This is a genomic window from Pseudomonas sp. UME65 (assembly GCF_014170225.1).
GTDB classification, from domain to species: Bacteria; Pseudomonadota; Gammaproteobacteria; order Pseudomonadales; family Pseudomonadaceae; genus Aquipseudomonas; species Aquipseudomonas protegens.
In genome coordinates, this window is the sequence record NZ_LZZQ01000014.1 from 918,043 (window position 1) to 938,873 (window position 20,831).

Consider the following 20,831-nt stretch of genomic DNA (forward strand, 5'->3'; position numbering starts at 1 on the left):
AAGCCGAGCCGGCCCGAAGCCTTGCAGTATAGGGCCTCCGCGGATGTGGCAAGTTGTCACAGAGCAAATTCTAGACAATAAAAAACGCCCAGCTCCGCGAGGAGACTGGGCGTTTTTGAACGCAGTAGCGAATTAACGCTTGGAGTATTGCGGACGCTTACGCGCTTTACGCAGACCCACTTTCTTACGCTCAACTTCACGTGCGTCACGGGTTACGAAACCAGCTTTACGCAGCGCGCTGCGCAGAGTTTCGTCGTAATCCATCAGAGCGCGAGTGATACCGTGGCGGATTGCGCCAGCTTGACCACTTACACCGCCGCCGATAACGGTGACGTAGATATCGAACTTCTCAACGGTCTCGGTCAGCTCCAGCGGTTGACGAACTACCATGCGGGCAGTTTCGCGACCGAAGAAGTTATCCAGGGAACGGTTGTTGATCGAGATGTTGCCAGTGCCCGGACGCAGGAAAACGCGTGCGGTTGCAGTCTTGCGACGGCCAGTGCCGTAATTTTGAGTCGCCGACATAATGAACTATTCCGTTAAATCTTCAGTTCTTGGGGCTGCTGAGCAGTATGAGGGTGTGCAGCGCCCGCATAGACTTTCAGCTTACGGTACATGTCGCGACCCAGCGGGTTCTTAGGCAGCATGCCTTTTACCGCGGTCTCGATCACGCGCTCAGGGGCTTTGGCGATCAGCTTTTCGAAGTTGATCGACTTGATGCCGCCCGGGAAACCGGAGTGGGAGTAGTACATTTTGTCAGTGGTTTTAGCGCCAGTAACACGTACCTGCTCGGCATTGATCACGACGATGTAGTCGCCGGTGTCAACGTGAGGAGTGTACTCAGGCTTGTGCTTGCCACGCAGACGGCTCGCGATTTCGGTGGCCAGACGACCCAGGGTCTGACCAGCAGCGTCGACGACGAACCAGTCGCGCTTTACTGTTTCCGGTTTAGCAGTAAAAGTTTTCATTCTTTATAGCCTCAGGGGCCGCCCAGCAAAATAGACGGCGGATCTTACTGAATAGTGCTTACTTTGACAAGGTCAAAGGCAGCCGGACACAGACGCTATCGGGGGCTCGGGTCAGCGCGTCTGATATACGGCAAGATTCTTCGGCAGGCGGCGCATCACTTCCACTGCAGAAAGAGCTGCCGAATTATGCAGATTGCGAAAAAAATTTCAACCTGCTTTTATGATTGTTTTGCCAAGGGAGCACCCGATGGACTACCGCCAGCTGGGCCGAACCGATCTGAATGTGAGTGCAATTTGCCTGGGCACCATGACCTGGGGCGAGCAGAACACCGAGGCTGAAGCCTTCGCTCAGATCGAGCGGGCCAAGAACGCCGGAATCAACTTCATCGACACTGCCGAGATGTACCCGGTGCCGCCAAAGGCCGAAACCTACGCCACCACCGAGCGCTATATCGGCAACTGGTTCAAGCAGCGTGGCGACCGCGCCGACTGGGTCCTGGCCAGCAAGATCGCAGGTCCGGGCAACACCATCGACTACATTCGCGACAAACAGCTCAAGCACAACCGCAAGCATATAGTCGAAGCCGTGGATGCCAGCCTCAAGCGCCTGCAGACCGACTGGATCGACCTGTACCAACTGCACTGGCCCGAGCGCAGCACCAACTTCTTCGGCCAACTGGGCTACAAGCACCAGGCCGATGAAGACTTCACTCCGCTGGAAGAAACCCTCGAAGCCCTGGACGAGCAGGTCAAGGCCGGCAAGATCCGCCATATCGGTCTGTCCAACGAAACGCCATGGGGCACCATGAAGTTCCTTGCCCTGGCCGAGAGCCGTGGCTGGCCGCGGGCGGTTTCGATCCAGAACCCCTACAACCTGCTCAACCGCAGCTTCGAAGTAGGCCTGGCGGAAATTGCCATTCGTGAACAATGCGGCCTGCTGGCCTACTCTCCTCTGGCCTTTGGCTACCTGTCCGGCAAGTACGAAGGCGGCGCGCGGCCAGCCAAGGCACGGCTGAGCCTCTACAGCCGCTTCAGCCGCTACTTCAACCCTCAGTCGGAAGCAGCCTGCAGCCGTTATGTGGCGCTGGCCCGCGAGCACGGCCTGGATCCGGCACAAATGGCCCTGGCCTTCGTCACTCAACAGCCGTTCGTGACCAGCAACATCATCGGCGCCACCACTCTGGAACAGCTGGACAGCAACATCGCCAGCGCCGCCTTGAAGTTGTCGGATGAGGTCCTCGCCGGGATCGAGGCAATCCACAAGGATCACCCCAACCCCGCGCCTTAATAGGCCCACAGTTGCTGGCTTGCCAGCGAATGGATACGTCGCATAACCCGCTTCGCACCCTTCGCCGGCGGCCCGCTTCCTATAGTGAGCGGGCAATGATCTCCTTCATGATCTCGTTGGTCCCGGCATAAATGCGCTGCACCCGGGCATCGGCCCAGGCCCGGGCCACCGGGTACTCCCACATGAAGCCGTAGCCGCCGTGCAACTGCACGCATTCATCAAGCACCTTGCACTGCAGGTCAGTTCCCCAGTACTTGGCCATGGCCGCCGTCGGCACATCGAGCTTGCCCTGCAAGTGCAGCTCCAGGCAGCGATCGACAAATACCCGGCCGATCTGAATTTCCGTGGCCATTTCCGCCAGCTTGAAACGGCTGTTCTGGAAATCGGCAATTGCCTTGCCAAAGGCTTTGCGTTCGCGGGTGTATTCCAGGGTCCACTGCAACGCCGCCTCGGCACTGGCCAGGCCACCAATGGCCACGGTCAGGCGCTCCTGGGGCAACTCCTGCATCAAATAGGCAAAACCTGCCCCAGCCTGCCCCAGCAGGTTCTCCTTGGGTACTCGCACATCCTGGAAGAACAGCTCGGAGGTGTCCTGAGCCTTCATTCCCACTTTCTCCAGGCGCTTGCCCTTGGAGAACCCGGGAGTATCGGCCTCAACCAGAAACAGGCTGGTGCCCTTGGCTCCGGCCTTGGGATCGGTCTTGGCCACGACTATCACCAGGTCCGCCAGGTAGCCGTTGGTAATAAAGGTCTTGGAACCATTGATCACGTATTCGTCGCCGTCGAGCACTGCCGTGGTCTTCACCCCTTGCAGGTCGGAGCCCGCCCCCGGCTCGGTCATGGCAATGGCCGTGACCATTTCCCCCGAGACCAGCCGGGGCAGGTACTTGTGCTTCAGCGACTCACTGCCGTAATGCAGGATGTAGGGCGCGACAATGTCCGAATGCAGGGAAAAACCAATGCCCGTCAGGCCCAGCCGGCCAATCTCCTCGATCACCACCGCGCTGTAGAGAAAGTCCGCCCCCAGGCCGCCGTATTCCTCGGGAATGTGCGAACACAGCATTCCGGCCTCCCCCGCCTTGCTCCACAACTGACGGTCGATATAGCCCTGTTTTTCCCATTCGCCATGGAAGGGCACTGCCTCTTTCTCAAGGAATGTACGCACGCTGTCACGGAAGAGTTCGTGCTCGGAGCTGAACAAGGTTCTAGGGATCATGCAGGCACCTGTGATGGTTATTGATCATGGGTTGGCTGCCAGAGCCTAAGGCTAGCCACCTGCACGGGACACTGGACACATCCGACAAAAAATAAGACGATCCAGCCGTCTGGTGACCACTTTCCCCTATAAGAACAATTGAATTATGTCTAACCAAACCTCCACGCCCTTGCGGCGCGTCAGCATCCTGGCTATCGACCGGGTTTTCGCTTCCACCCTCATGCAAGCCAAGGATTTCTTCCATCTGGCCAGCCTGCGCTACGGCAAACAACTGGGCCAAGGCCTGACCCCGGCGTTCGAAACCCGCCTGGTCAGCCCCGACGGTCAACCCGTATGCAGTTTCAGCGACGTGATCATGCCGGTGGACGGCCCGCTGGAAGACACCGATATCATCATCCTCCCGGCGTTCTGGGACGACTTCGACACCCTGTGCCAGCGTTACCCGCAGATCTTGCCCTGGCTGCGCGCCCAGCACGCTCGCGGCGCGGTGCTCTGCGGCGAAGCCACCGGGGTGTTCTGGCTGGCGGAAGCCGGCTTGCTCGATGGCAAGGAAGCCACTACCTACTGGCGCTTCTTCAGCGCCTTCAATGAGCGCTTCCCCAAGGTCCAGCTCAATCAGGACAAGCACCTGACCGACGCCGACAACCTCTACTGCGCGGGCGGTACCACCTCGGCCTGCGACCTGTACATCTACCTGATCGAACGCTTCTGCGGTGCCAACGTGGCCCAGGCCGTGGCCCGGGACATTCTCTATGAAGTACAGCGCAGCTACGCCCCAGGGCGCATCGGCTTCGGCGGCCAGAAGCTGCATCAGGACGTGATCATCCTGCAGATCCAGCACTGGCTCGAAGAGCACTTCGCCGACAAGTTCCGCTTCGAGGACGTGGCCCGCGAGCACGGCATGAGCATTCGCAACTTCATGCGCCGTTTCCAGACCGCCACCGGCGACAAGCCCCTGCATTACCTGCAGCGCCTGCGCATCGAAACCGCCAAGGGCCTGCTCTCGGGAACGCGCAAGAGCATCAAGACCATCAGCTACGAAGTCGGCTACGACGACGCCAGTTTCTTCGCCCGACTGTTCCGCCAGCACACCGAACTTTCACCCAACCAGTACCGCCAACAGTTCCAGCAACAGGCGGCATAAAAAAAGGGCCTGCAATGCAGGCCCTTTTTCATCTGGCGATGCTTATGGCTTGTGCGCCCGCGACAGGAACTCGTGGGACTGCATCTCCAGCAGGCGGCTAAGGGTGCGCTGGAACTCGAACGTCAGGCGGCCACCGGTGTAGAGGTCCTTGAGTTCGACCTCGGCGGAAATGATCAGCTTGACGTTGCGGTCGTAGAACTCGTCGACCATGTTGATAAAGCGCCGGGCGATGTCGTCGGTGGTGACGCTCATCTGCTCCACGCCACTGAGCAACACGGCATGGAAGATCTTGCCCAGCTCGATGTAGTCGTTCTGGCTGCGCGGGCCGTCGCACAGTTCCCGGAAGTCGAACCAGGCCACATCATCGCAGGTACGCAATGCGCGGATCTCGCGGTTCTCGATGATCAACACATCGTTTTCCACCGCCTGGGTGCACTCCGGCGTCAACGCCCGGAAGCTCTTGCGCAAGCTTTCCTGTGCTTCTTCGTTCAATGGATAGTGGAACAGCTCCGCCTGCTCCAGGTGACGCAAGCGGTAGTCGACACCGCTGTCGACGTTGACGATCTCGGTGTTCTGCTTGATCAGGGCAATCGCCGGCAGGAAGCGCGCGCGCTGCAAGCCATCCTTGTACAAGCCGTCGGGGACGATGTTCGAGGTGGCGACCAGGGTCACGCCATTCTTGAACAGCTCCTCCATGAGGGTGCCAAGAATCATCGCGTCAGTAATGTCAGACACGAAGAATTCGTCGAAGCAGATCACCCGCGCCTCTTGCGAGAAACGCTTGGCGATGATGGTCAACGGGTTCTTCTCACCGCCCAGGGTCTTCATTTCTTCGTGTACGCGCTTCATGAAACGGTGAAAGTGCGTGCGTACCTTTTCCTTGAACGGCAAGGCTTCGAAGAAGGTGTCCACCAGATAGGTCTTACCGCGCCCCACTCCGCCCCAGAAATACAGACCCTTGACCGGCGTCTGATCCTTCTTGCCAAAAAGCTTGCCGAGCAGGCCCGGCTTGTTTTGCTCGGCCGCGATCAGATCGTCATACAGGCGCTGCAGATGACGCACAGCCGTTTCCTGTGCCGCATCATGAAAGAAATCCGGGCGTTTCAGATCTGCTTGGTATCGTTCTAGGGGCGTCATAATTCGTTAGCAAGGCAACAAAAACGGGCCGTCACTTTAGCGACGGCCCTGGGGAATGGCAATCAGCCCTTGGTCGGGAAGATGCCGATTAGTCCTGCGCCGGGGTCAGAGCGATGCGCAGTGCATCTACAGCCGCGTCACGGGCGCTGGCATCGGCAAAGTCCGGGCTATCCGCCACACAGGCGCCGTCCAGCCAGATACCGAATGCATTGCCCTCGGTCCGCAGATCCAGCTCCTGGCCCGATTGCAGTTGCTTGGTGACAGCACCTGCAGCCTTGCCATCAGCGAAATTGCGCGACAGCAGCAGTTGCTCGCCATCGGCCGACAGCAAACGGAAACGGAAGCTGCCGTCATCCTCTCGAAAGCTGATGAAACGCGCGGCCTTGGCGGCTTTTTTCTTGGTGGTGGCTGCCACCTGTACCTGGGCGGCGAAAGAGCGCAGGCCCACGGCTTCGCGCAGTTCGTTGAGGAACGGCGTGGCCACGGCACGGGCCTTGACGGCGCCGGCACGCAAGATGTCTTCCAGGTCCGAAGGGCGTGCGATCAGTTGGTGATAACGCTCGCGGGCTTCGCCCAGTTCGGCATCCAGCAATTGGAACAGGCGGTTCTTGGCTTCGCCCCAACCCAGGCCCTGAAGCAGCTCGCTGCGGAACTCGGCGGCTTGCGCAGGGGTGGAGAACGCCTGGTACAGGGTGAACAAATGAGAGTTGTCCGGATCCTTGGCCTCGCCTGGCGCCTTGGAGTCGGTGACGATCCGCGAGATCGCGTCCTTCATGTCCTTGGCGCTGGTGAACAGCGGGATGGTGTTGTCGTAACTCTTGGACATCTTGCGGCCATCGAGGCCTGGCAAGGTGGCAACACTTTCCTCGATCAGCGCCTCGGGCATGGTGAAGAACTCCTTGCCCTGGCCGAACAGGTGGTTGAAACGCTGGCCAATGTCCCGGGCCATTTCCACGTGCTGGATCTGGTCGCGGCCCACCGGCACCTTGTGCGCGTTGAACATCAGGATGTCCGCCGCCATCAGTACCGGGTAGCTGTACAAGCCCATGGTGATGCCGGCGTCCGGGTCTTCACCGGCCTCGACATTCTTGTCCACCGAAGCCTTATAGGCATGGGCACGGTTGAGCAGCCCCTTGGCCGCCACGCAGGTCAACAGCCAGGTCAGCTCGGGGATCTCCGGGATGTCCGACTGGCGATAGAAAGTCACGCGTTCCACATCCAGGCCACCGGCCAACCAGGTGGCGGCGATTTCCTGGCGCGAACGCTGAATACGCAGCGGGTCATCGCACTTGATCAGTGCATGGTAGTCGGCCAGAAAGTAGAAGGAGTCGGCATTGCTGTCGCGGCTGGCGACGATCGCCGGGCGGATCGCACCGGCATAGTTGCCCAGGTGCGGGGTGCCGGTGGTGGTGATGCCGGTGAGGATACGCGTACGAGTAGTCATGGGTAATCGCTTATCAGACTGCTATCAATTCGAAAGTCGCGGCAGCACCAGATCTTTCAGATCGTTGAGCTTGCCATGAAAAAAGTGCCCGCATTCTGCCACTTTCAGCAGCTCATGGGGGCGAACAAGCGCGTCGGACCAGTCGTAGACCGCCTGAGGGTCGATGACCTCATCGGTTTCCGGCTGGATCAGGGTCAACGGGCAGTTCTGCGGCAGCAGGTCGCTATCACGCAGGCGGGTGACTGCCGGCGCCACCATGAACAAGTGCTTGAGCTGCGTGCCCTGGCCTTCCAGACGCCCGCCAAGGCTGGCCGCGACAAAGCCGCCAAAGGAGAACCCGAACAGGGTCAAGGGCAGTTGCGGATGCTGGGCCTGCAACCACTGGGCTGCCGCCTGGGCATCGTCGACTTCACCGCTGCCCATGTCGTGGCTGCCTTCACTGGCGCCCACGCCACGGTAGTTGAAGCGCAGAGTGCTCAGGCCGGCATCCCGCGCAGTGCGCTGCAGGGTGGATACCACCTTATTGAGCATGGTGCCGCCCTGCACCGGATTGGGGTGGCAGATCAGCGCCATCCCACGTGCATCGGGCACCTGCAGATACAGGGCTTCCAGTTGGCCCACCGGGCCGGCAATCACTACAGGGGTTTCACGCATAAGCAAGGAAGGAACTCCGTGACCTCGAAGGGGGTCGACTCGTCTAGCAAATGGTCTGTGCCAATCTATTGCGAGTGAATCGCGGTATACAGCGCAGGTTCGAGCCGTTAACGTAAAGCAAAGCCGTTTATAGAGGAAGGACTCGTGGAACACTCGCTCTTAGTTTGGTTGTTGCCGACTCTTGCCCTGGTCGCGGGTGTCGCCATTGGATTCCTGGTCGCTCGCCTGCTGCCCAATGCCGCGCCTAACCGCACGCAGCGTCAGTTGGATGATATTCAGGAACGTTTCGACAATTATCAGAATGAAGTGGTCACTCACTTCAACAGCACCGCAACCCTGGTCAAGAAACTGACCCAGAGTTACCAGGAAGTGCAGGATCACCTCGCCGAGGGCGCCAATCGCCTGGCCTTGGACGAACTGACCCGCCAGCGCCTGCTGGCCGCCTTGCACTCGGAGTCGGTGCAGGCTCCACGTGAGCGCCTGACCCCTCCACGGGACCAGGAACCACCACGGGACTACGCGCCGAAGACGCCGAATGCCCCAGGCATGCTCGACGAACAATATGGCCTGAAGAAGTAATACGCCTCAGCCATTAAAAAAGCCCGCCCGATCTGCATCGGGCGGGCTTTTTTATGCCTGGGGTTCAGCCAGTCCGGTCAGGGATACTGCTGGTATTGCTGACCTTGCTGCTGATAGGGCTGCTGGTACTGCTGGTTCGGTTGCTGGTACTGCTGGCCCGGAATCGCCTTGAGGTTGACCTCGACCCGACGGTTCTGCGCACGGCCGTTGACATCGGCGTTGCTGGCGATCGGGTTGTCCGGACCGGCGCCACGAGCGGACAGGTTGGAACCGCTGACCCCCTGGGACGTCAGGTAGGTCGCTACGCTCTGGGCGCGACGCTGGGACAGATCCATGTTGTGCTGACGGCTGCCGGTGCTGTCGGTGTAGCCGACGATCTCGATCTGGTTCTGGTTGAACTCACGCAGGGAGTTGGCCAGGTTGTTCAGGGGCTGGTAGAAGCTGGGCGCGATATTCGCCGAGTCAGTGGCGAAGGTGATATTGCCCGGCATGATCAGCTTGATCTGATCACCCTGGCGCTGCACTTCGACCCCGGTATTGGCCATGCTGGCGCGCAGTTTTTTCTCCTGCTGGTCAGCGTAGTAGCCATAACCTGCAGCGGAAGCACCGACCACTGCTGCACCGATCAAGGCCCCCTTGCCACGGTTGTTGTGGTCGATGGCAGCACCAGCCAACGCACCGGCCAAGGCTCCCAGCCCACCGTACTTGGCGGTTTTACTCATGCCAGACGAGCCGCCGTCGGCCTGCCCCTGGTTGTCATAGGGGTTAGGCGAAGCGCAGCCGGACAACAAGGCCACAGCAGTAGCGACAACAATCAAACGACGTGAGGTGAACATGGAAAGCTCCTACATTTTGCATTCTGTGGTGCAGCGGACGTTGGCAATAGACCTTTGCCGGCGTTGGAACACGCAGAACGGCAAAAATTCCGTGAACCGACGGGCAAATAGTCAGGCTCGCACGAACGGGTTCTGACGCATCTCATCTCCCAGCCGGGTGTCTGGGCCGTGCCCGGCAACCACTGTGGCGTCCTCGTCGAGGGTATAGAGACGCTGCTTGATCGAACGCACCAGCGTGGCCTGGTCGCCACCCCACAAATCCGTGCGCCCGACCCCGCGCTTGAACAGCGTGTCGCCGGCAATCAGAAGCTTAGCCTCGGAAAACCAAAAGCTCATGGAACCTGGGGTATGCCCTGGAGTGTGCAAGGCCACGCCGCAACCGCAGGCCAGCTCTTCGTCATCACCCAGCCAGCGATCCGGGGACGGCACAGGGGTGTAGGGCACGCCGAACATGCTGCACTGCATCTCAAGGTTGTCCCAGAGAAACTGGTCGTCCTTGTGCAAGTGCAGGGTGGCGCCGGTCTTTTCCTTCATCTGCCCGGAGGCCAGGAAGTGATCCAGATGGGCATGGGTATGGATGATGCTCACCACCTTCAGGCCCAGTGCGTCCAGGCGCGCCATGATCAGGTCGGGGTTGCCGCCCGGATCGACGACTATGGCTTTCTTGGTCAGCGGGTCGCCAATGATGGTGCAGTTGCACTGCAGCGGGCCGACGGGGAAGGTTTCGCGGATGAGGCTGGGCTTGGCGGCGTCCATGGGAAGGCTCCAGAAAAATCGATGGGCCATTCTGTCACAGCTCGCCGCCACTGCTTACTCAGAACGCCAGTTGCAACGTTTCCTCGCCTTCCAGTGCCAACAGGAACTGCTTGGCCTCAAGACCGCCGGCGAAACCGGTGAGGCTGCCCGAGGCGCCGATCACCCGGTGGCAGGGGGCGACGATCGAGATCGGATTACGCCCATTGGCCGCCCCTACCGCACGCACTGCAGTGGGATTGCCGATCTGTCGGGCGATCTGGCTGTAACTGCGGGTCTCGCCGAAAGGAATGGTCAGCAGGGCTTGCCAGACCTGGCGCTGGAACTCGGTGCCGACAAAGTCCAGCTCAAGCTCGAAACGCTCGCGGGTACCGGCAAAGTATTCGCGCAACTGGCGCTCGGTCTCCAGCAACAGCGGATGCTCCGCGGCTTCCTGCAGCGGGCCCAGGCGCACCCGGTTCTGCCGCTCGTGCTCCCACAGAATCGCCGCCAGCTTCGCTCCTCGGGCGACCAGGGTCAGTTGGCCAACCGGGGACGCCATTTTCTTGAATACGCAGGACATCGCAGTTCTCCTTCAATCCGCCAGGGAAATCAGGCCGGCAACCCTGGGGTTCGCCGCCTTCATCTCAGTACGCCTGCACTGTAGAACGAGATTTCAGCGCAAGAACCTCGTTTCTTGCGCTGGAACTCGAAGGCGGATCATTCTGGGCGCTGCCAGGCGGCGAGGCTAGTCGTCCTCATCCACCAGGTAGCAATTGTCGCTGCTGCTAAGCCGCCCATGGGGGTCGACGATAAAGGCCCCCCGCCCCTGACCACACTCCAGCAAGTGCACCGGCGACAGCTCGCGCTGGCGGTCGATCTGGGCGTTGAAGCGCACGATATAGGCACCCAGGGAAATCGATACACACAGGATCAGCATCAGACACAGCACCAACTGGTCGGTGTAGCCGGCGCCGCTATCGTCAGACGATACCCGCGACATGCTCGGCCTCCGCCCGTTGCAGGTCATGCCCCAGCAGGAACAAGCTCAAGGGGCCGCCGTCCCCAAGGCGCACCATGGGTGCCCCGGACGGCAGGACGCAAGCCATCAGGCCGAGAAGAATCAACACCAGCAGGATGCCTTTGAGCACTGAAGACAGGTTCATGGCTGTGCCGCGCTCTGCAGTTAAGAAGAGCCTGAGCTTAGAGAGCGCCGGGTTAACAGCGGGTAAACATCAATGGAAAAGCCTCGGCTTCCGCTATCCTTCGGCCCATCGAGTGCCAAGGGTCCAAGGGGACGTTTCCGTGCATATTCACCTGCTGCTGGTCGAGGACAACCTTGACCTGGCCAATACCGTCATCGAGTACCTGGAAATCGGCGGCATCGTCTGCGACCACGCCAGCAACGGCCAGACCGGCCTTAACCTGGCCCTGAGCCAGCATTACGACGTGATCCTCCTCGACATCATGCTGCCGCGGCTGGACGGCCAGCAGCTGTGCGAACAACTGCGCCAGCACGGCAGCCAGACCCCCATCCTCATGCTCACCTCGCTGGATGCCCTGTCGGACAAGCTCGCCAGCTTTGCCGCCGGTGCCGACGATTATCTGGTCAAGCCCTTCGAACTGGCCGAGCTGGTGGCCAGGATCCGTGCCCTGAGCCTGCGCCGCAGCGGCCAGGCCAGCCGCCTGCAGGTGGCCGACCTGGTAATGGAGCTGACCACCCGCAAGGTCAGCCGCGCCGGCCAGGAACTGCACCTGTCGCCCATCTGCTGGACCCTGCTGGAATGCCTGATGCGCGCCAGCCCCGAGCCTGTCACCCGGGAACGCCTGGAGGCGACGATCTGGGGCGACGAGCCGCCCGACAGCAACACCCTCAAGGTGCATATGCACCGGCTGCGCAAGACTGTGGACAAGTCCTTCGACCAGCCCCTGATCCACACCCTTCCCGGTATTGGCATACAACTGAGGTCACATGCGTAACGGCCTGAGTTTGAAATGGGTGATCAGCGGCAGCTTCCTGCTGCTAATTGCCGTGGTACTGCTGATCTACAGTCTGCTGCTGCCGGAATACAGCGTCCGCGGCCTGCTCTACACCGCCAGCGCGATGATGGAGGAAGAAGCCCAGTACTTCGCCAGGCACTACAACAAGGACCCCACGACCCCGCCGCCGCACAACTATTTCTATACCAGCGTCATCGGCAAGGAGGCGCTGCCCGAGAAGGTCCGCCAATTGCTGGACACGCCCCCGAGCCTGTCCTTCGGTGCAGTCCAGGTCTTTGGCGACCTGGATTCCGATGACGACGATGAAGGCCGGGCGATCCTTGCCCAACCCCTGGCGGACGGCAAGACCCTGTACATGTACGACGTCGACCATGACCAGGAAGAAGGCGGCGAAGTCGAGACGCCACTGTCCGACGCCTACCTGGACCGTGAACTGCACGGGGTGATTTTCATCAGCCTGGCGGTGTTCATACCGGCGCTGATCATCATTGCGCTGCTGGTCTGGTGGCTGGTGCGGCCCCTGGGCCGCCTGTCCCAGTGGTCCAGTACCCTCAAGGACCCCGACACGGTGGCCGGCGAACGGCCCAATTTCAGCTTCAAGGAATTCAATATGCTGGCCGACGCCCTGGCCCAGAGCATGCAACAGGTCCAGGCTGCCAGCCTGCGTGAGGGCCGGCTGCTGCGCTACACCAGCCATGAACTGCGTACCCCGCTGGCAGTGCTCAAGGCCAATATCGAGCTGCTGACCCTGCAATCCGGCGGCGCCCTGCCGCCGCCCCTGCAACGTATCGAACGCTCGGTACTGAACATGCAGCGCATCGCCGAGACCTTGCTGTGGATGAGCCGCGAGCTGCCCGAAGCCCTGCCCGAGGAACCCATCGACATGAGCGGGCTGGTCAACGAGCTGATCCAGGAGCAGCGCTACCTGATCGGGACACGGGATATCGAACTGACCCTGGACATCAGCACCACACCCTGCCGCCTGCCCCTGACCGCCTGCCGAATCGTGGTCGGCAATTTCCTGCGCAACGCCCTGCAATATGCCGATGACGGCACCATCGAGATCCACTTCGACTACCCGCGCCTGCGCATTCTCAACCGCATCCGCGAAGCCAAGCAGATCGAGCCTTCCAGCGACTACGGCTACGGCCTGGGCCTGGAACTGATGCGCCAGTTGTGTGCCCGCCTGGGCTGGCGCATCGACGTGCTGGTGGAGGAGCAACGCTTCAGCGTCACCCTGGACTTCGACGCCACCCCGACCGAAGAAGCCCCGCCCGCCGACCCCGGCGAGGAGAGTGCCTGAAGCCAAGCGAGGAAAAATGTGCTCGCAAGCGATGAAAAAACTGCCTTGGTCATGCCCTCCCTCCCGGCACTTGTGAGTATTGTTGCGGGACAAAAAAACACGCCGGGGGAGCCTTGCCGGTGCGTAACTTGCTTGCATCAAGCGCACTGCATGCGCGGTGATGCATGCAAGTCCCGGGTCACCCTGACCCGGCCGCCCTTCCCCCGTGCCCGGGCAAAGAACGAGGTTCGCTGTGGCTGCCTACAATCTGCGTCAACTGAAGTACTTCATCACCACCGTCGAGTGCGGCAGCGTCGCCGAGGCATCACGCAAGCTGTACATTGCCCAGCCGTCGATCTCCACCGCCATCAAGGGCCTGGAGGACAGCTTCGGCGTGCAATTGCTGATTCGTCACCATGCTCTCGGCGTCTCCCTGACCCCCAGCGGGGCACGTTTCTACCGCAAGGCCCAGGAGCTGCTGCGCATGGCCAAGGAGTTCGAGCAGAACGCCCTGGCAGACAACGACGTGGTCGCCGGACAGATCGACATCGGCTGCTTCGAAACCGTGGCACCGCTGTACCTGCCACAGCTGATCGCCGGCTTCAGCGCGCTCTATCCCGGGGTGGAAATCCGCATCCGTGATGGCGAACAGCAGGAACTGGTACAGGGCCTGACCGGTGGCGCGTTCGATCTGGCGATCCTCTATGAGCATGACCTGGACGGCACCATCGAAACCGAGCCACTGATGCCGCCGCAACGGCCTTACGCCTTGCTGCCGGCCGGCCATCGCTATGCCAAGCAGCCCCAGGTATCGCTGCGCGACCTGTGCCTGGAGCCGATGATCCTGCTGGACGTGCAACCGAGCCGCACCTATTTCGTCAGCCTGTTCGAAGAATTGGGGCTGACGCCGCAGATTGCCTTCAGCTCACCGTCCATCGAGATGGTGCGCGGGATGGTCGGCCAGGGCTTCGGTTTCTCGATCCTGGTCACCCGCCCCCACTCGCCTTTTTCCTACGATGGCAAGCCGGTGGTGTGTGTCGACATTGTCGAGGACGTCACAGGTTCAGGCCTGGTGGCCGCCTGGCTCAAACGTGGCCAACTGACCAAGCCGGCGCGGTTGTTCGCCGACTACTGCAAGGAGCACCTGGCCCGCTAGCCCCGGCAGCCAGTGGCGCAGCGCCTACCCCAGCAACCCCAGCTCCTGGGCCCGGGCCACGGCCTGGGTCCGGCGCTCTACCCCCAGCTTGCTGTTGATATGGCTGGCATGGGTCTTCACCGTATGCAACGAGATGAACAGGCGCTCGCTGATTTCCTGGTTGGAGCAGCCCTGGGCGATCAACTGCAACACTGAAAGCTCCCGGGAGCTCAAGGACTCGTTATGGGCCACGATCTCCTGAGGTTCACGCGATGCTGCCGGCAACCGCTCCAGCAACGCCTGGGTCAGGGCTGTCGATACGCCCTGCTGCAACTGCTCACGCATCCAGCCGGGATGGCCATGGAGCAATGCCATGAACGGCTGCACCGCGCCTCCAACCCCGGCCTCCAGAGCCTGGGCCAGGTCCTGGCGGGCCTGCGGACCGCGACCGGCCGCCAGCAACAGTGCGGCTTTCTGGGTCAGGGCCATGACGCTCAGCAACTGCCGGCCGCTTTGCTGACCATGCTCGACCAACCGATTCAAGCGCTGCTCCGCCCGGCCCAGGTCGCCCTTGATACTTTCAAGCTGGGCTTGCTGCAATTCGATGTGCAACGGCAGTTGCGGGTGGAACTCCGGTGGCGCCGCCGCCTGTTCGCCGGTGTAGGTCTGGCCCAGGCGGGCCAGCCAGGCTTCGGCCAGATCGGTACGCCCCTGGGCCAGCCACAGCTCGCATTTCACCAGGGTGATCATTGCCAGGTAATAGATCGGTGGCACGTCCCAGATGTGCATCAAGCGCTCGGCTTCCGCCAGCTCGGCGAAGGCTCGGGAGAACTCGCCACCCAGGCCTTCCTGCTTGGCGATCACGCAGTGACCGATCAGCACGCTGATATCGCGACAGGCCCGGGCCTCCACCAGGCCGGCCTGCAAGCGCAACAGGCCGGCCTCGGGCTGGGCGCGCAGGGTCAGCAGATAACCGTCATACAGGGTCAGCCGGGCCCGCACCGCATACAACCGCTGGGCCGACAGGCCCTGCAGGCGCCGCAGCCCCTGGTGTACCTCCTCCTGCGCCCGCAGCACTTCGCCGCGGGCCTGCAGGACCCGGGCACGGTCGTAGTGGGCCAGGGCTTCGAACAACGGATTGCCGACCCGTTGCGCCAGCTCCAGGGATTCGCGATTGAGGCTGCGGGCCCGCCACAGATCGGCATCGGTAATGGCCAGGTTGGACAAGGTCGACAGGCACATCAGGCGCTGCCCATAACGTTTGGGCGGCAGGCTTTCCAGGGCCTCGCTGCAATAGGCCAGGGTGTTTTCCCGCTGGCCGCGGCCACGGGCGATGATTCCGCTCAGGGCCAGCCATTGCGCCAACATCGACTTCTGCGCCGTGGCCGAAGGGGCCGGCAGGAAACGACTCAGGTGATTGGCCAGTTCCTCCGCCGCATCCAGCTGGCAGGCCAGGCCCAGGGCCCAGCTGTAGAGCACGATCAGCCGCGGCGTGCTGATCAGCAGGCTGTCGGGCAGGTCCATCTTCCAGCGCAGCAGCATGCCGACGTTCTGTTCCGCCAGCAGTTGCTCTTCGGACAGGTTCTGCACCAGGTTGGCCGCCACGTCCAGGTGCCCGGCGCGCAGCGCTTGCTCCACCGCCTCGTCGAGCAGCCCCTGGGCGTTGAACCAGCGGCAGGCGCGCAGGTGCAGGCTGGCCGCTGGCACCAGGGCATTGGCCGTGGGCCGGGTGCGCAGCAGGTCGGAAAACAGGTGGTGATAACGATACCAATGGCCGTGTTCATCCAGGGGCACCAGGAATACCTGGTGGGCCTGGAGGAAACCCAGGATCTCGGCGCTGTCATGGGCTTCGCGAAGGGCATCGCACAGCTCGGCGCAAAACCGCTCCTGGGGCGCCGTGTCATACAGGAATGACTGCACTTCGGCGGGCAGGCAGTCGATGACCTCTTCCAGCAGGTAGTCGCGGATCAGTCCTTCCCCGCCATGCAGGCCCTGGGGTAGCGCGCCCCCGGCTCCCGCCTCGGACGCCGCCAGCAGCCAGAAACGCAGCCCGGCCACCCAGCCTTCGCTGCGCTGAATCAGGTTTTCCAGGGCTTCGCCGCGCAGCGAACTGCTGTGCCGGTCGAGCAGGCTCAGGGACTCGTCGTGGGTCAGGCGCAAATCCTGCTCGTGCAGCTCCAGCAGTTGCCGGGACAACCGCAGCCGCGCCAGGTGCCAGTCCGGGCGTTGGCGGCTAGTGACCAGCACCAGCAAGCCATCGGGCAGGTGATTGAGAAAAAACTGCAGGCAACGATCGAGGACCGGCCCCTGGGCCAGGTGATAGTCGTCCAGCACCAGCAATAACGGACTGGCACCGGTCAATTGCACCGCCAGCTCATCCAGCAGGCCGTCCAGCCACTCTTCAAAGGCGAAGGGCTGGTGACGCTGACGCATTTTCAACAGGCCCAGGGACTGCCGTCCCAATTGGGGAAAGTACTGCTGCAGACCGGCCAACAGACGCTCGAGGAAACGCCCGGGATCGCTGTCCCGGCGGCTCAACCCCAGCCACAGGCTCTGCCAGTTATCCGGCAGGCCCTGGCAAAACTCCACGGCCAGCGAGCTCTTGCCAAACCCGGCAGGCGCACAGACCAGCAGCAATCGCCCCTTCAACCCGGCGCCCAGGCGCTCGCAAAGACGCGGCCGCTGCACGTATCCATCGGGCAGGGGGGGTCGATAAAAACGTCCCTCCAGAGCGGGGATCACCGCGCTGGCAGGCCGTTGCAGGGGGGACAGGTCAGTCATGGCCAACTCTTATTGATGTACGGTTGTCGGCGTAGCAGATGTCCGCAGACTAGCGGTAAAAGGCCACCTGTTGAAGATTTTTGCGACCATTCGGGCGAAAAAGACTATGAGCAAATTGGTCAGATAACTCTGAATGATTAAAAGATATTTCGTTTATTTATTGATTAAGTGGCTAATTAGCTTCGAGAAAGCTGCCTGTACCTGGATGGATTCCAAGGCTGGGCCCTCAGGCAAAAAAAAGCCCCGAACCAGGTCGGGGCTTTTTCCGAGGATGCGGCCTCTATTTGCAGCGGCTCAGCGAACCCCGTCCTGACGCAGGGCGGCTGGGGTGAAATCGCTGGTGGTGGCGGTGAAACCGAAGTCGTAGGCCTGTTTCTCTTCGTTCTTCATGCCCAGGGCCAGGTAGCGGCCGGACTGCAGGTCGTAGAGGGTTTCCAGGGCGTACCACGGCACTTGCTTGTCGTAATAGTTCTCAGCGTGAGCCTCGGCCACGCGCCACAGCTGGCCACGACCGTCGTAGTGGTCGATCACCGCTGCCTGCCAGGTGTCTTCGTCGATGTAGAAGTCACGCTTGGCGTAGATATGGCGCTGGCCTTCCTTCAAGGTTGCCACCACATGCCAGACCCGGCGCAGCTCATAGCGAGCCAGGTCCTGGTTGATGTGGCCGGCCTTGATGATGTCGGCGTACTTCAGGGTCGGCGAGTCGAGCTTGTAGCTGTCGGAAGCGATGTACATCTCCTTCTTGCCTTCCAGCTTCCAGTCGTAGCGATCCGGCGCACCGTTGTACATGTCCAGGTTGTCGGAAGTACGCAGGCCGTCGGCAGCGGTACCCGGGCCGTCATAGGACACTTGCGGGGCGCGGCGTACGCGGCGCTGGCCAGCGTTGTAGACCCAGGCCGAACGCGGCTCCTTAACTTGGTCGAGGGTTTCGTGCACCAGCAGCACGCCACCGGCCAGGCGCGCCGGCGCGGTCACTTTCTGCTTGAAGTAGAACAGGATGTTGCCCGGGTTCTTCGGATCGTAGTCCTTCATCTTGTCGCGGAACACGAACTGGTCCTGGAAGTACACCAGGCTGTAGGAGCCGTTGGCCTGTGGCGTGGCCTGGGTCACCAGGCGGGTCACACTGCCACCGCGATAGCGGGTGATGTGGTTCCAGATGACTTCCACGCCGCTTTTCGGGATCGGGAACGGAATCGCGGTTTCGAAGTTCTCCAGGCCGTTGCCGCCGGACACCAGGTTGGTGCTGGTGGCGTTGCGCTTGATCGCGGCGAACACGTCAGCCGGCACGGTGGCCCCGCGATGGGACGGGTAGACCGGCATCTTGAAGGTTTCCGGGTAGCGCTTGAACATCGCGTACTGCCCCGGCGCCAGCTTGTCCTTGTACTGCTCGACGTTCTGCGCGGTGATGGTGAACAGCGGCTGCTCGCTGCCGTAGGGGTTGGACAGGAAACCCTTGCTGTCCACGGTGCCAGCATTGGTCGCCAGTGGCTTCCAGGCCGGAATGGTGCCGGCGGCATTGCCGGCCATTTCCGCGCCCATCGGCGTCAGGCTGGTACCCAGCTTGGCGGCTTCATCGGCCGAGACCGCGGCCATGACCCCGGTGGCCAGCAGTGACAGTCCCAGCACACCGACGTGCAACAGACTCTTGGTGATTTTCATATTGTTGTTCTTCCTGAAAATGCAGTGTGCTTAGAAGTTCACGCCAACGCTCAAGGCGAGGAAATCCCGGTCATCCACGGTGCTGTAGTCGCCACCGAAGAAGTTGGTGTAGGCCAGGCTCGCGGTGTAGGTGTTCTGGTACTCGGCATCCAGCCCCAGGCTGATGGCCTTGCGGCCTTCTTCGAAGTTACCGCCAGGACCTGGCGAGTAACCCTTGACGTCATGGGACCAAGCCACGTTCGGCTTGAGGTTCACACCAGCGAACACATCCGGGTACTCCCAGATGGCACGGCCGCGGTAGCCCCAGGAAGTGGCGGTGGTGAAGCCATCGTTGTTGCAGTTGGCGCTCAGATTGCTGGCGTCTGCACCAGGACCTGCACCGGCAATGGTGGTGGAGTTAAGCGCACGACAGGTGTTTTGCCCGCCGGTGGCTGGCAAGGCGCCAGGACCAAACACCGGATCACGTCCATAGCGGACATCCGACTTGCTCTCAAGGCCTCCGACGTGGGTAACCCCCACCTCCCCCACCAGCGTCAGACGGCTGGCGCCCATGACCTGATCGAAGAAGTGCGTGAAGGTGGTCTGGAACTGAGTGACTTCCTTGCGGCGATAGCCGTGAAGGTCCTGCCCCGCTACACCTTCAAGCAGCGAGGCGTTGGCGAATGCCCCCTTCAGAGGTCGAACGGCGGAATAGAGAATATCGGTAGAGTTGAGTTGTACAGGCGCATTCGGCCGGTAGCTGATTTCACCGCTCCACGCCGTCCCCGTAGGCAGGGTGGTGGAGAAACTCAAGCCATACAGGCGAATGTCTTCTGGATACTCAACGAAGTACTTCGAATTACCGGCGATCCACACCGGCGCCAGAGAGCCAAAGCCAGGAGCGATGTTGTAAGCCGACTGTGGTGCCGCCGTGGCACTGAAGATCGGCGCTCGGCTGTGATAGTTCATGAAGTAGGCACCGAACTCGGTGTCCAGCGGCTCGAAGTTGTAGTGGAACGCCGCACCGAATTGGCCGCTGTCACGGGCATCTCGGTCGCCACTGCGACGCACCAGCGTGCCTTCTTCGTTGACGTCGACGCCACGAGCCTGCATCGCGGCCAGGGCCGCGCGCCCCGGCGCCGTGGCGGCGATGGTCGAACGCTTGGCGAGCAGACGCAGATTGTCGTCACAGCCATCGGAAATGTTGTCCGGCTGCGAGAAGAAGGTGCCGCAGTTATCGGTAACGGTCTGGTCCCACTCCAACTGGTAGAACGCTTCGGCCGACAGGTTCTCGGTCAGGTTCTGGGAGATGTAGAACATGTTGACCGGAATCAGACCTTCCTTGACCTCGGCACCAGGACGGCGGAACGCCGACACGTCGATCGGGTTGATCGAGTTGATACCGCCACCAATGAAGGTACTTTCGCCCCAACTCACCACCTGCTTACCGAAGCGCACCGAACCTGGCTCATCGGCAATGGAGTAGTTGTGATAGATGAAGGCATCGAGAATCTGCCCGCCGGAAGACTTGGCGCCCTCTTTACGGTTGTCGTTGCTGACGTTCTTGAAGTCCAGGTCTTCGTCCTGGAGCTTGAAGTCATACCAGTACTTGCCACGGACAAACACACCGGTATCGCCGTACTTCAATTCCAGGTCATGGATACCCTTGAAGATCTTCGAGAAGGTCTGGCCCTTGTTGAAGTTCAAGTGGCCGTCATCGGTGGTCTGGGACAGGCCCTTGCCGCCGTTGTTGACCCCGATCAGGTCCTTGTTGCGCCCGGCGGTCGACCAGCTGGCCCCCACCGACAGGGACGAATCGAAGCTGCCTTCGATTTCACCGATGTTGAAGCTGACGCCGAATGCCGGCCCGGCGAGCGTGGAGGCGAGACCGACGGCCAGGGGCAGTTTCGCCCGGCGCCAGAACTGGTTTGCTGATGTCATCGACGCTACTCCATGTGCATTATTGTTATGGCAGTACGCTTTTCTGAAAACGCTT

Annotated in this window: 20 protein-coding genes; 6 read left to right on the forward strand and 14 right to left on the reverse strand. The window is 61.4% G+C overall.

The window, feature by feature from the left end; translation table 11 throughout:
• Nucleotides 1-132: 132 nt before the first annotated feature.
• Nucleotides 133-525 carry a 30S ribosomal protein S9 gene (rpsI, locus tag A9971_RS24385; protein ID WP_003228056.1) on the reverse strand — a complete coding sequence of 131 codons (393 nt, stop codon included), beginning with the start codon at nt 523-525 and terminating at the stop codon, nt 133-135.
• 14 nt (nt 526-539) lie between these two features.
• Nucleotides 540-968, reverse strand: coding sequence for a 50S ribosomal protein L13 (gene rplM, locus A9971_RS24390; RefSeq protein WP_007928449.1), 429 nt, complete (start codon nt 966-968; stop codon nt 540-542).
• A gap of 247 nt (nt 969-1,215) precedes the next feature.
• Here rplM and A9971_RS24395 point away from each other — a divergent pair, with 247 nt between their 5' ends.
• Nucleotides 1,216-2,256, forward strand: coding sequence for an NADP(H)-dependent aldo-keto reductase (locus A9971_RS24395; protein ID WP_015636936.1), 1,041 nt, complete (start codon nt 1,216-1,218; stop codon nt 2,254-2,256).
• A gap of 79 nt (nt 2,257-2,335) precedes the next feature.
• Here A9971_RS24395 and A9971_RS24400 read toward each other — a convergent pair whose 3' ends face one another.
• On the reverse strand, nt 2,336-3,472 hold the full coding sequence (locus A9971_RS24400) for an acyl-CoA dehydrogenase family protein (RefSeq protein WP_011063331.1): 1,137 nt from the start codon (nt 3,470-3,472) through the stop codon (nt 2,336-2,338).
• A gap of 244 nt (nt 3,473-3,716) precedes the next feature.
• On the opposite strand from A9971_RS24400, the gene A9971_RS24405 reads away from it, so the two are divergent.
• On the forward strand, nt 3,717-4,616 hold the full coding sequence (locus A9971_RS24405; protein ID WP_169892244.1) for a GlxA family transcriptional regulator: 900 nt from the start codon (nt 3,717-3,719) through the stop codon (nt 4,614-4,616).
• 42 nt (nt 4,617-4,658) lie between these two features.
• Here A9971_RS24405 and zapE read toward each other — a convergent pair whose 3' ends face one another.
• From zapE to A9971_RS24420, 3 genes are all read right to left on the reverse strand, one after another.
• Nucleotides 4,659-5,753, reverse strand: a complete 1,095-nt coding sequence (gene zapE, locus A9971_RS24410) for a cell division protein ZapE (RefSeq protein WP_019093692.1) — start codon at nt 5,751-5,753, stop codon at nt 4,659-4,661.
• Nucleotides 5,754-5,841: 88 nt separating this feature from the next.
• The gene (locus A9971_RS24415; protein ID WP_015636937.1) at nt 5,842-7,197 is read right to left on the reverse strand and encodes a tryptophan--tRNA ligase; all 1,356 of its coding nucleotides are present in this window, start codon (nt 7,195-7,197) and stop codon (nt 5,842-5,844) included.
• A gap of 24 nt (nt 7,198-7,221) precedes the next feature.
• Entirely contained in the window at nt 7,222-7,851 is a 630-nt protein-coding gene (locus A9971_RS24420) for an alpha/beta hydrolase (RefSeq protein WP_183000065.1), read from the reverse strand.
• A gap of 144 nt (nt 7,852-7,995) precedes the next feature.
• On the opposite strand from A9971_RS24420, the gene A9971_RS24425 reads away from it, so the two are divergent.
• Nucleotides 7,996-8,430 (forward strand): YhcB family protein, encoded by a 435-nt coding sequence (locus A9971_RS24425; RefSeq protein ID WP_011063336.1) that lies wholly within the window; start codon nt 7,996-7,998, stop codon nt 8,428-8,430.
• A 77-nt stretch (nt 8,431-8,507) separates the two neighbouring features.
• Here A9971_RS24425 and A9971_RS24430 read toward each other — a convergent pair whose 3' ends face one another.
• The 5 genes from A9971_RS24430 to A9971_RS24450 all read right to left on the reverse strand — a co-directional run bounded on the left by A9971_RS24430 (nt 8,508) and on the right by A9971_RS24450 (nt 11,164).
• Complete coding sequence (locus A9971_RS24430) at nt 8,508-9,266, reverse strand: OmpA family lipoprotein (RefSeq protein WP_011063337.1); 759 nt, start codon at nt 9,264-9,266, stop codon at nt 8,508-8,510.
• Nucleotides 9,267-9,377: 111 nt separating this feature from the next.
• Nucleotides 9,378-10,022, reverse strand: a complete 645-nt coding sequence (locus A9971_RS24435; RefSeq protein ID WP_015636939.1) for an MBL fold metallo-hydrolase — start codon at nt 10,020-10,022, stop codon at nt 9,378-9,380.
• Between the two features lie 58 nt (nt 10,023-10,080).
• Nucleotides 10,081-10,581, reverse strand: coding sequence for a methylated-DNA--[protein]-cysteine S-methyltransferase (locus A9971_RS24440; RefSeq protein ID WP_011063355.1), 501 nt, complete (start codon nt 10,579-10,581; stop codon nt 10,081-10,083).
• Nucleotides 10,582-10,746: 165 nt separating this feature from the next.
• On the reverse strand, nt 10,747-11,001 hold the full coding sequence (locus A9971_RS24445; protein WP_011063356.1) for a hypothetical protein: 255 nt from the start codon (nt 10,999-11,001) through the stop codon (nt 10,747-10,749).
• Nucleotides 10,982-11,164 (reverse strand): hypothetical protein, encoded by a 183-nt coding sequence (locus A9971_RS24450; protein WP_011063357.1) that lies wholly within the window; start codon nt 11,162-11,164, stop codon nt 10,982-10,984. The genes A9971_RS24445 and A9971_RS24450 overlap by 20 nt, the downstream gene beginning before the upstream one ends.
• A 139-nt stretch (nt 11,165-11,303) precedes the next feature.
• On the opposite strand from A9971_RS24450, the gene A9971_RS24455 reads away from it, so the two are divergent.
• From A9971_RS24455 to A9971_RS24465, 3 genes are all read left to right on the forward strand, one after another.
• Nucleotides 11,304-11,978, forward strand: coding sequence for a response regulator transcription factor (locus A9971_RS24455; RefSeq protein ID WP_019093010.1), 675 nt, complete (start codon nt 11,304-11,306; stop codon nt 11,976-11,978).
• On the forward strand, nt 11,971-13,302 hold the full coding sequence (locus A9971_RS24460; RefSeq protein WP_053160007.1) for a HAMP domain-containing sensor histidine kinase: 1,332 nt from the start codon (nt 11,971-11,973) through the stop codon (nt 13,300-13,302). The genes A9971_RS24455 and A9971_RS24460 overlap by 8 nt, the downstream gene beginning before the upstream one ends.
• Nucleotides 13,303-13,534: 232 nt before the next feature.
• A complete protein-coding gene (locus A9971_RS24465; RefSeq protein ID WP_011063360.1) occupies nt 13,535-14,437 on the forward strand; it encodes a LysR family transcriptional regulator in 903 nt (300 codons plus the stop codon).
• Between the two features lie 24 nt (nt 14,438-14,461).
• Here the strand turns inward: A9971_RS24465 and A9971_RS24470 are convergent, their stop codons facing one another.
• The 3 genes from A9971_RS24470 to A9971_RS24480 all read right to left on the reverse strand — a co-directional run bounded on the left by A9971_RS24470 (nt 14,462) and on the right by A9971_RS24480 (nt 20,776).
• The gene (locus A9971_RS24470) at nt 14,462-17,197 is read right to left on the reverse strand and encodes a LuxR C-terminal-related transcriptional regulator (protein WP_183000066.1); all 2,736 of its coding nucleotides are present in this window, start codon (nt 17,195-17,197) and stop codon (nt 14,462-14,464) included.
• Nucleotides 17,198-17,491: 294 nt separating this feature from the next.
• Entirely contained in the window at nt 17,492-18,856 is a 1,365-nt protein-coding gene (locus tag A9971_RS24475) for a DUF1329 domain-containing protein (protein WP_011063362.1), read from the reverse strand.
• 30 nt (nt 18,857-18,886) lie between these two features.
• Nucleotides 18,887-20,776, reverse strand: coding sequence for a DUF1302 domain-containing protein (locus A9971_RS24480; RefSeq protein ID WP_019093007.1), 1,890 nt, complete (start codon nt 20,774-20,776; stop codon nt 18,887-18,889).
• Between the last annotated feature and the right edge of the window lie 55 nt (nt 20,777-20,831).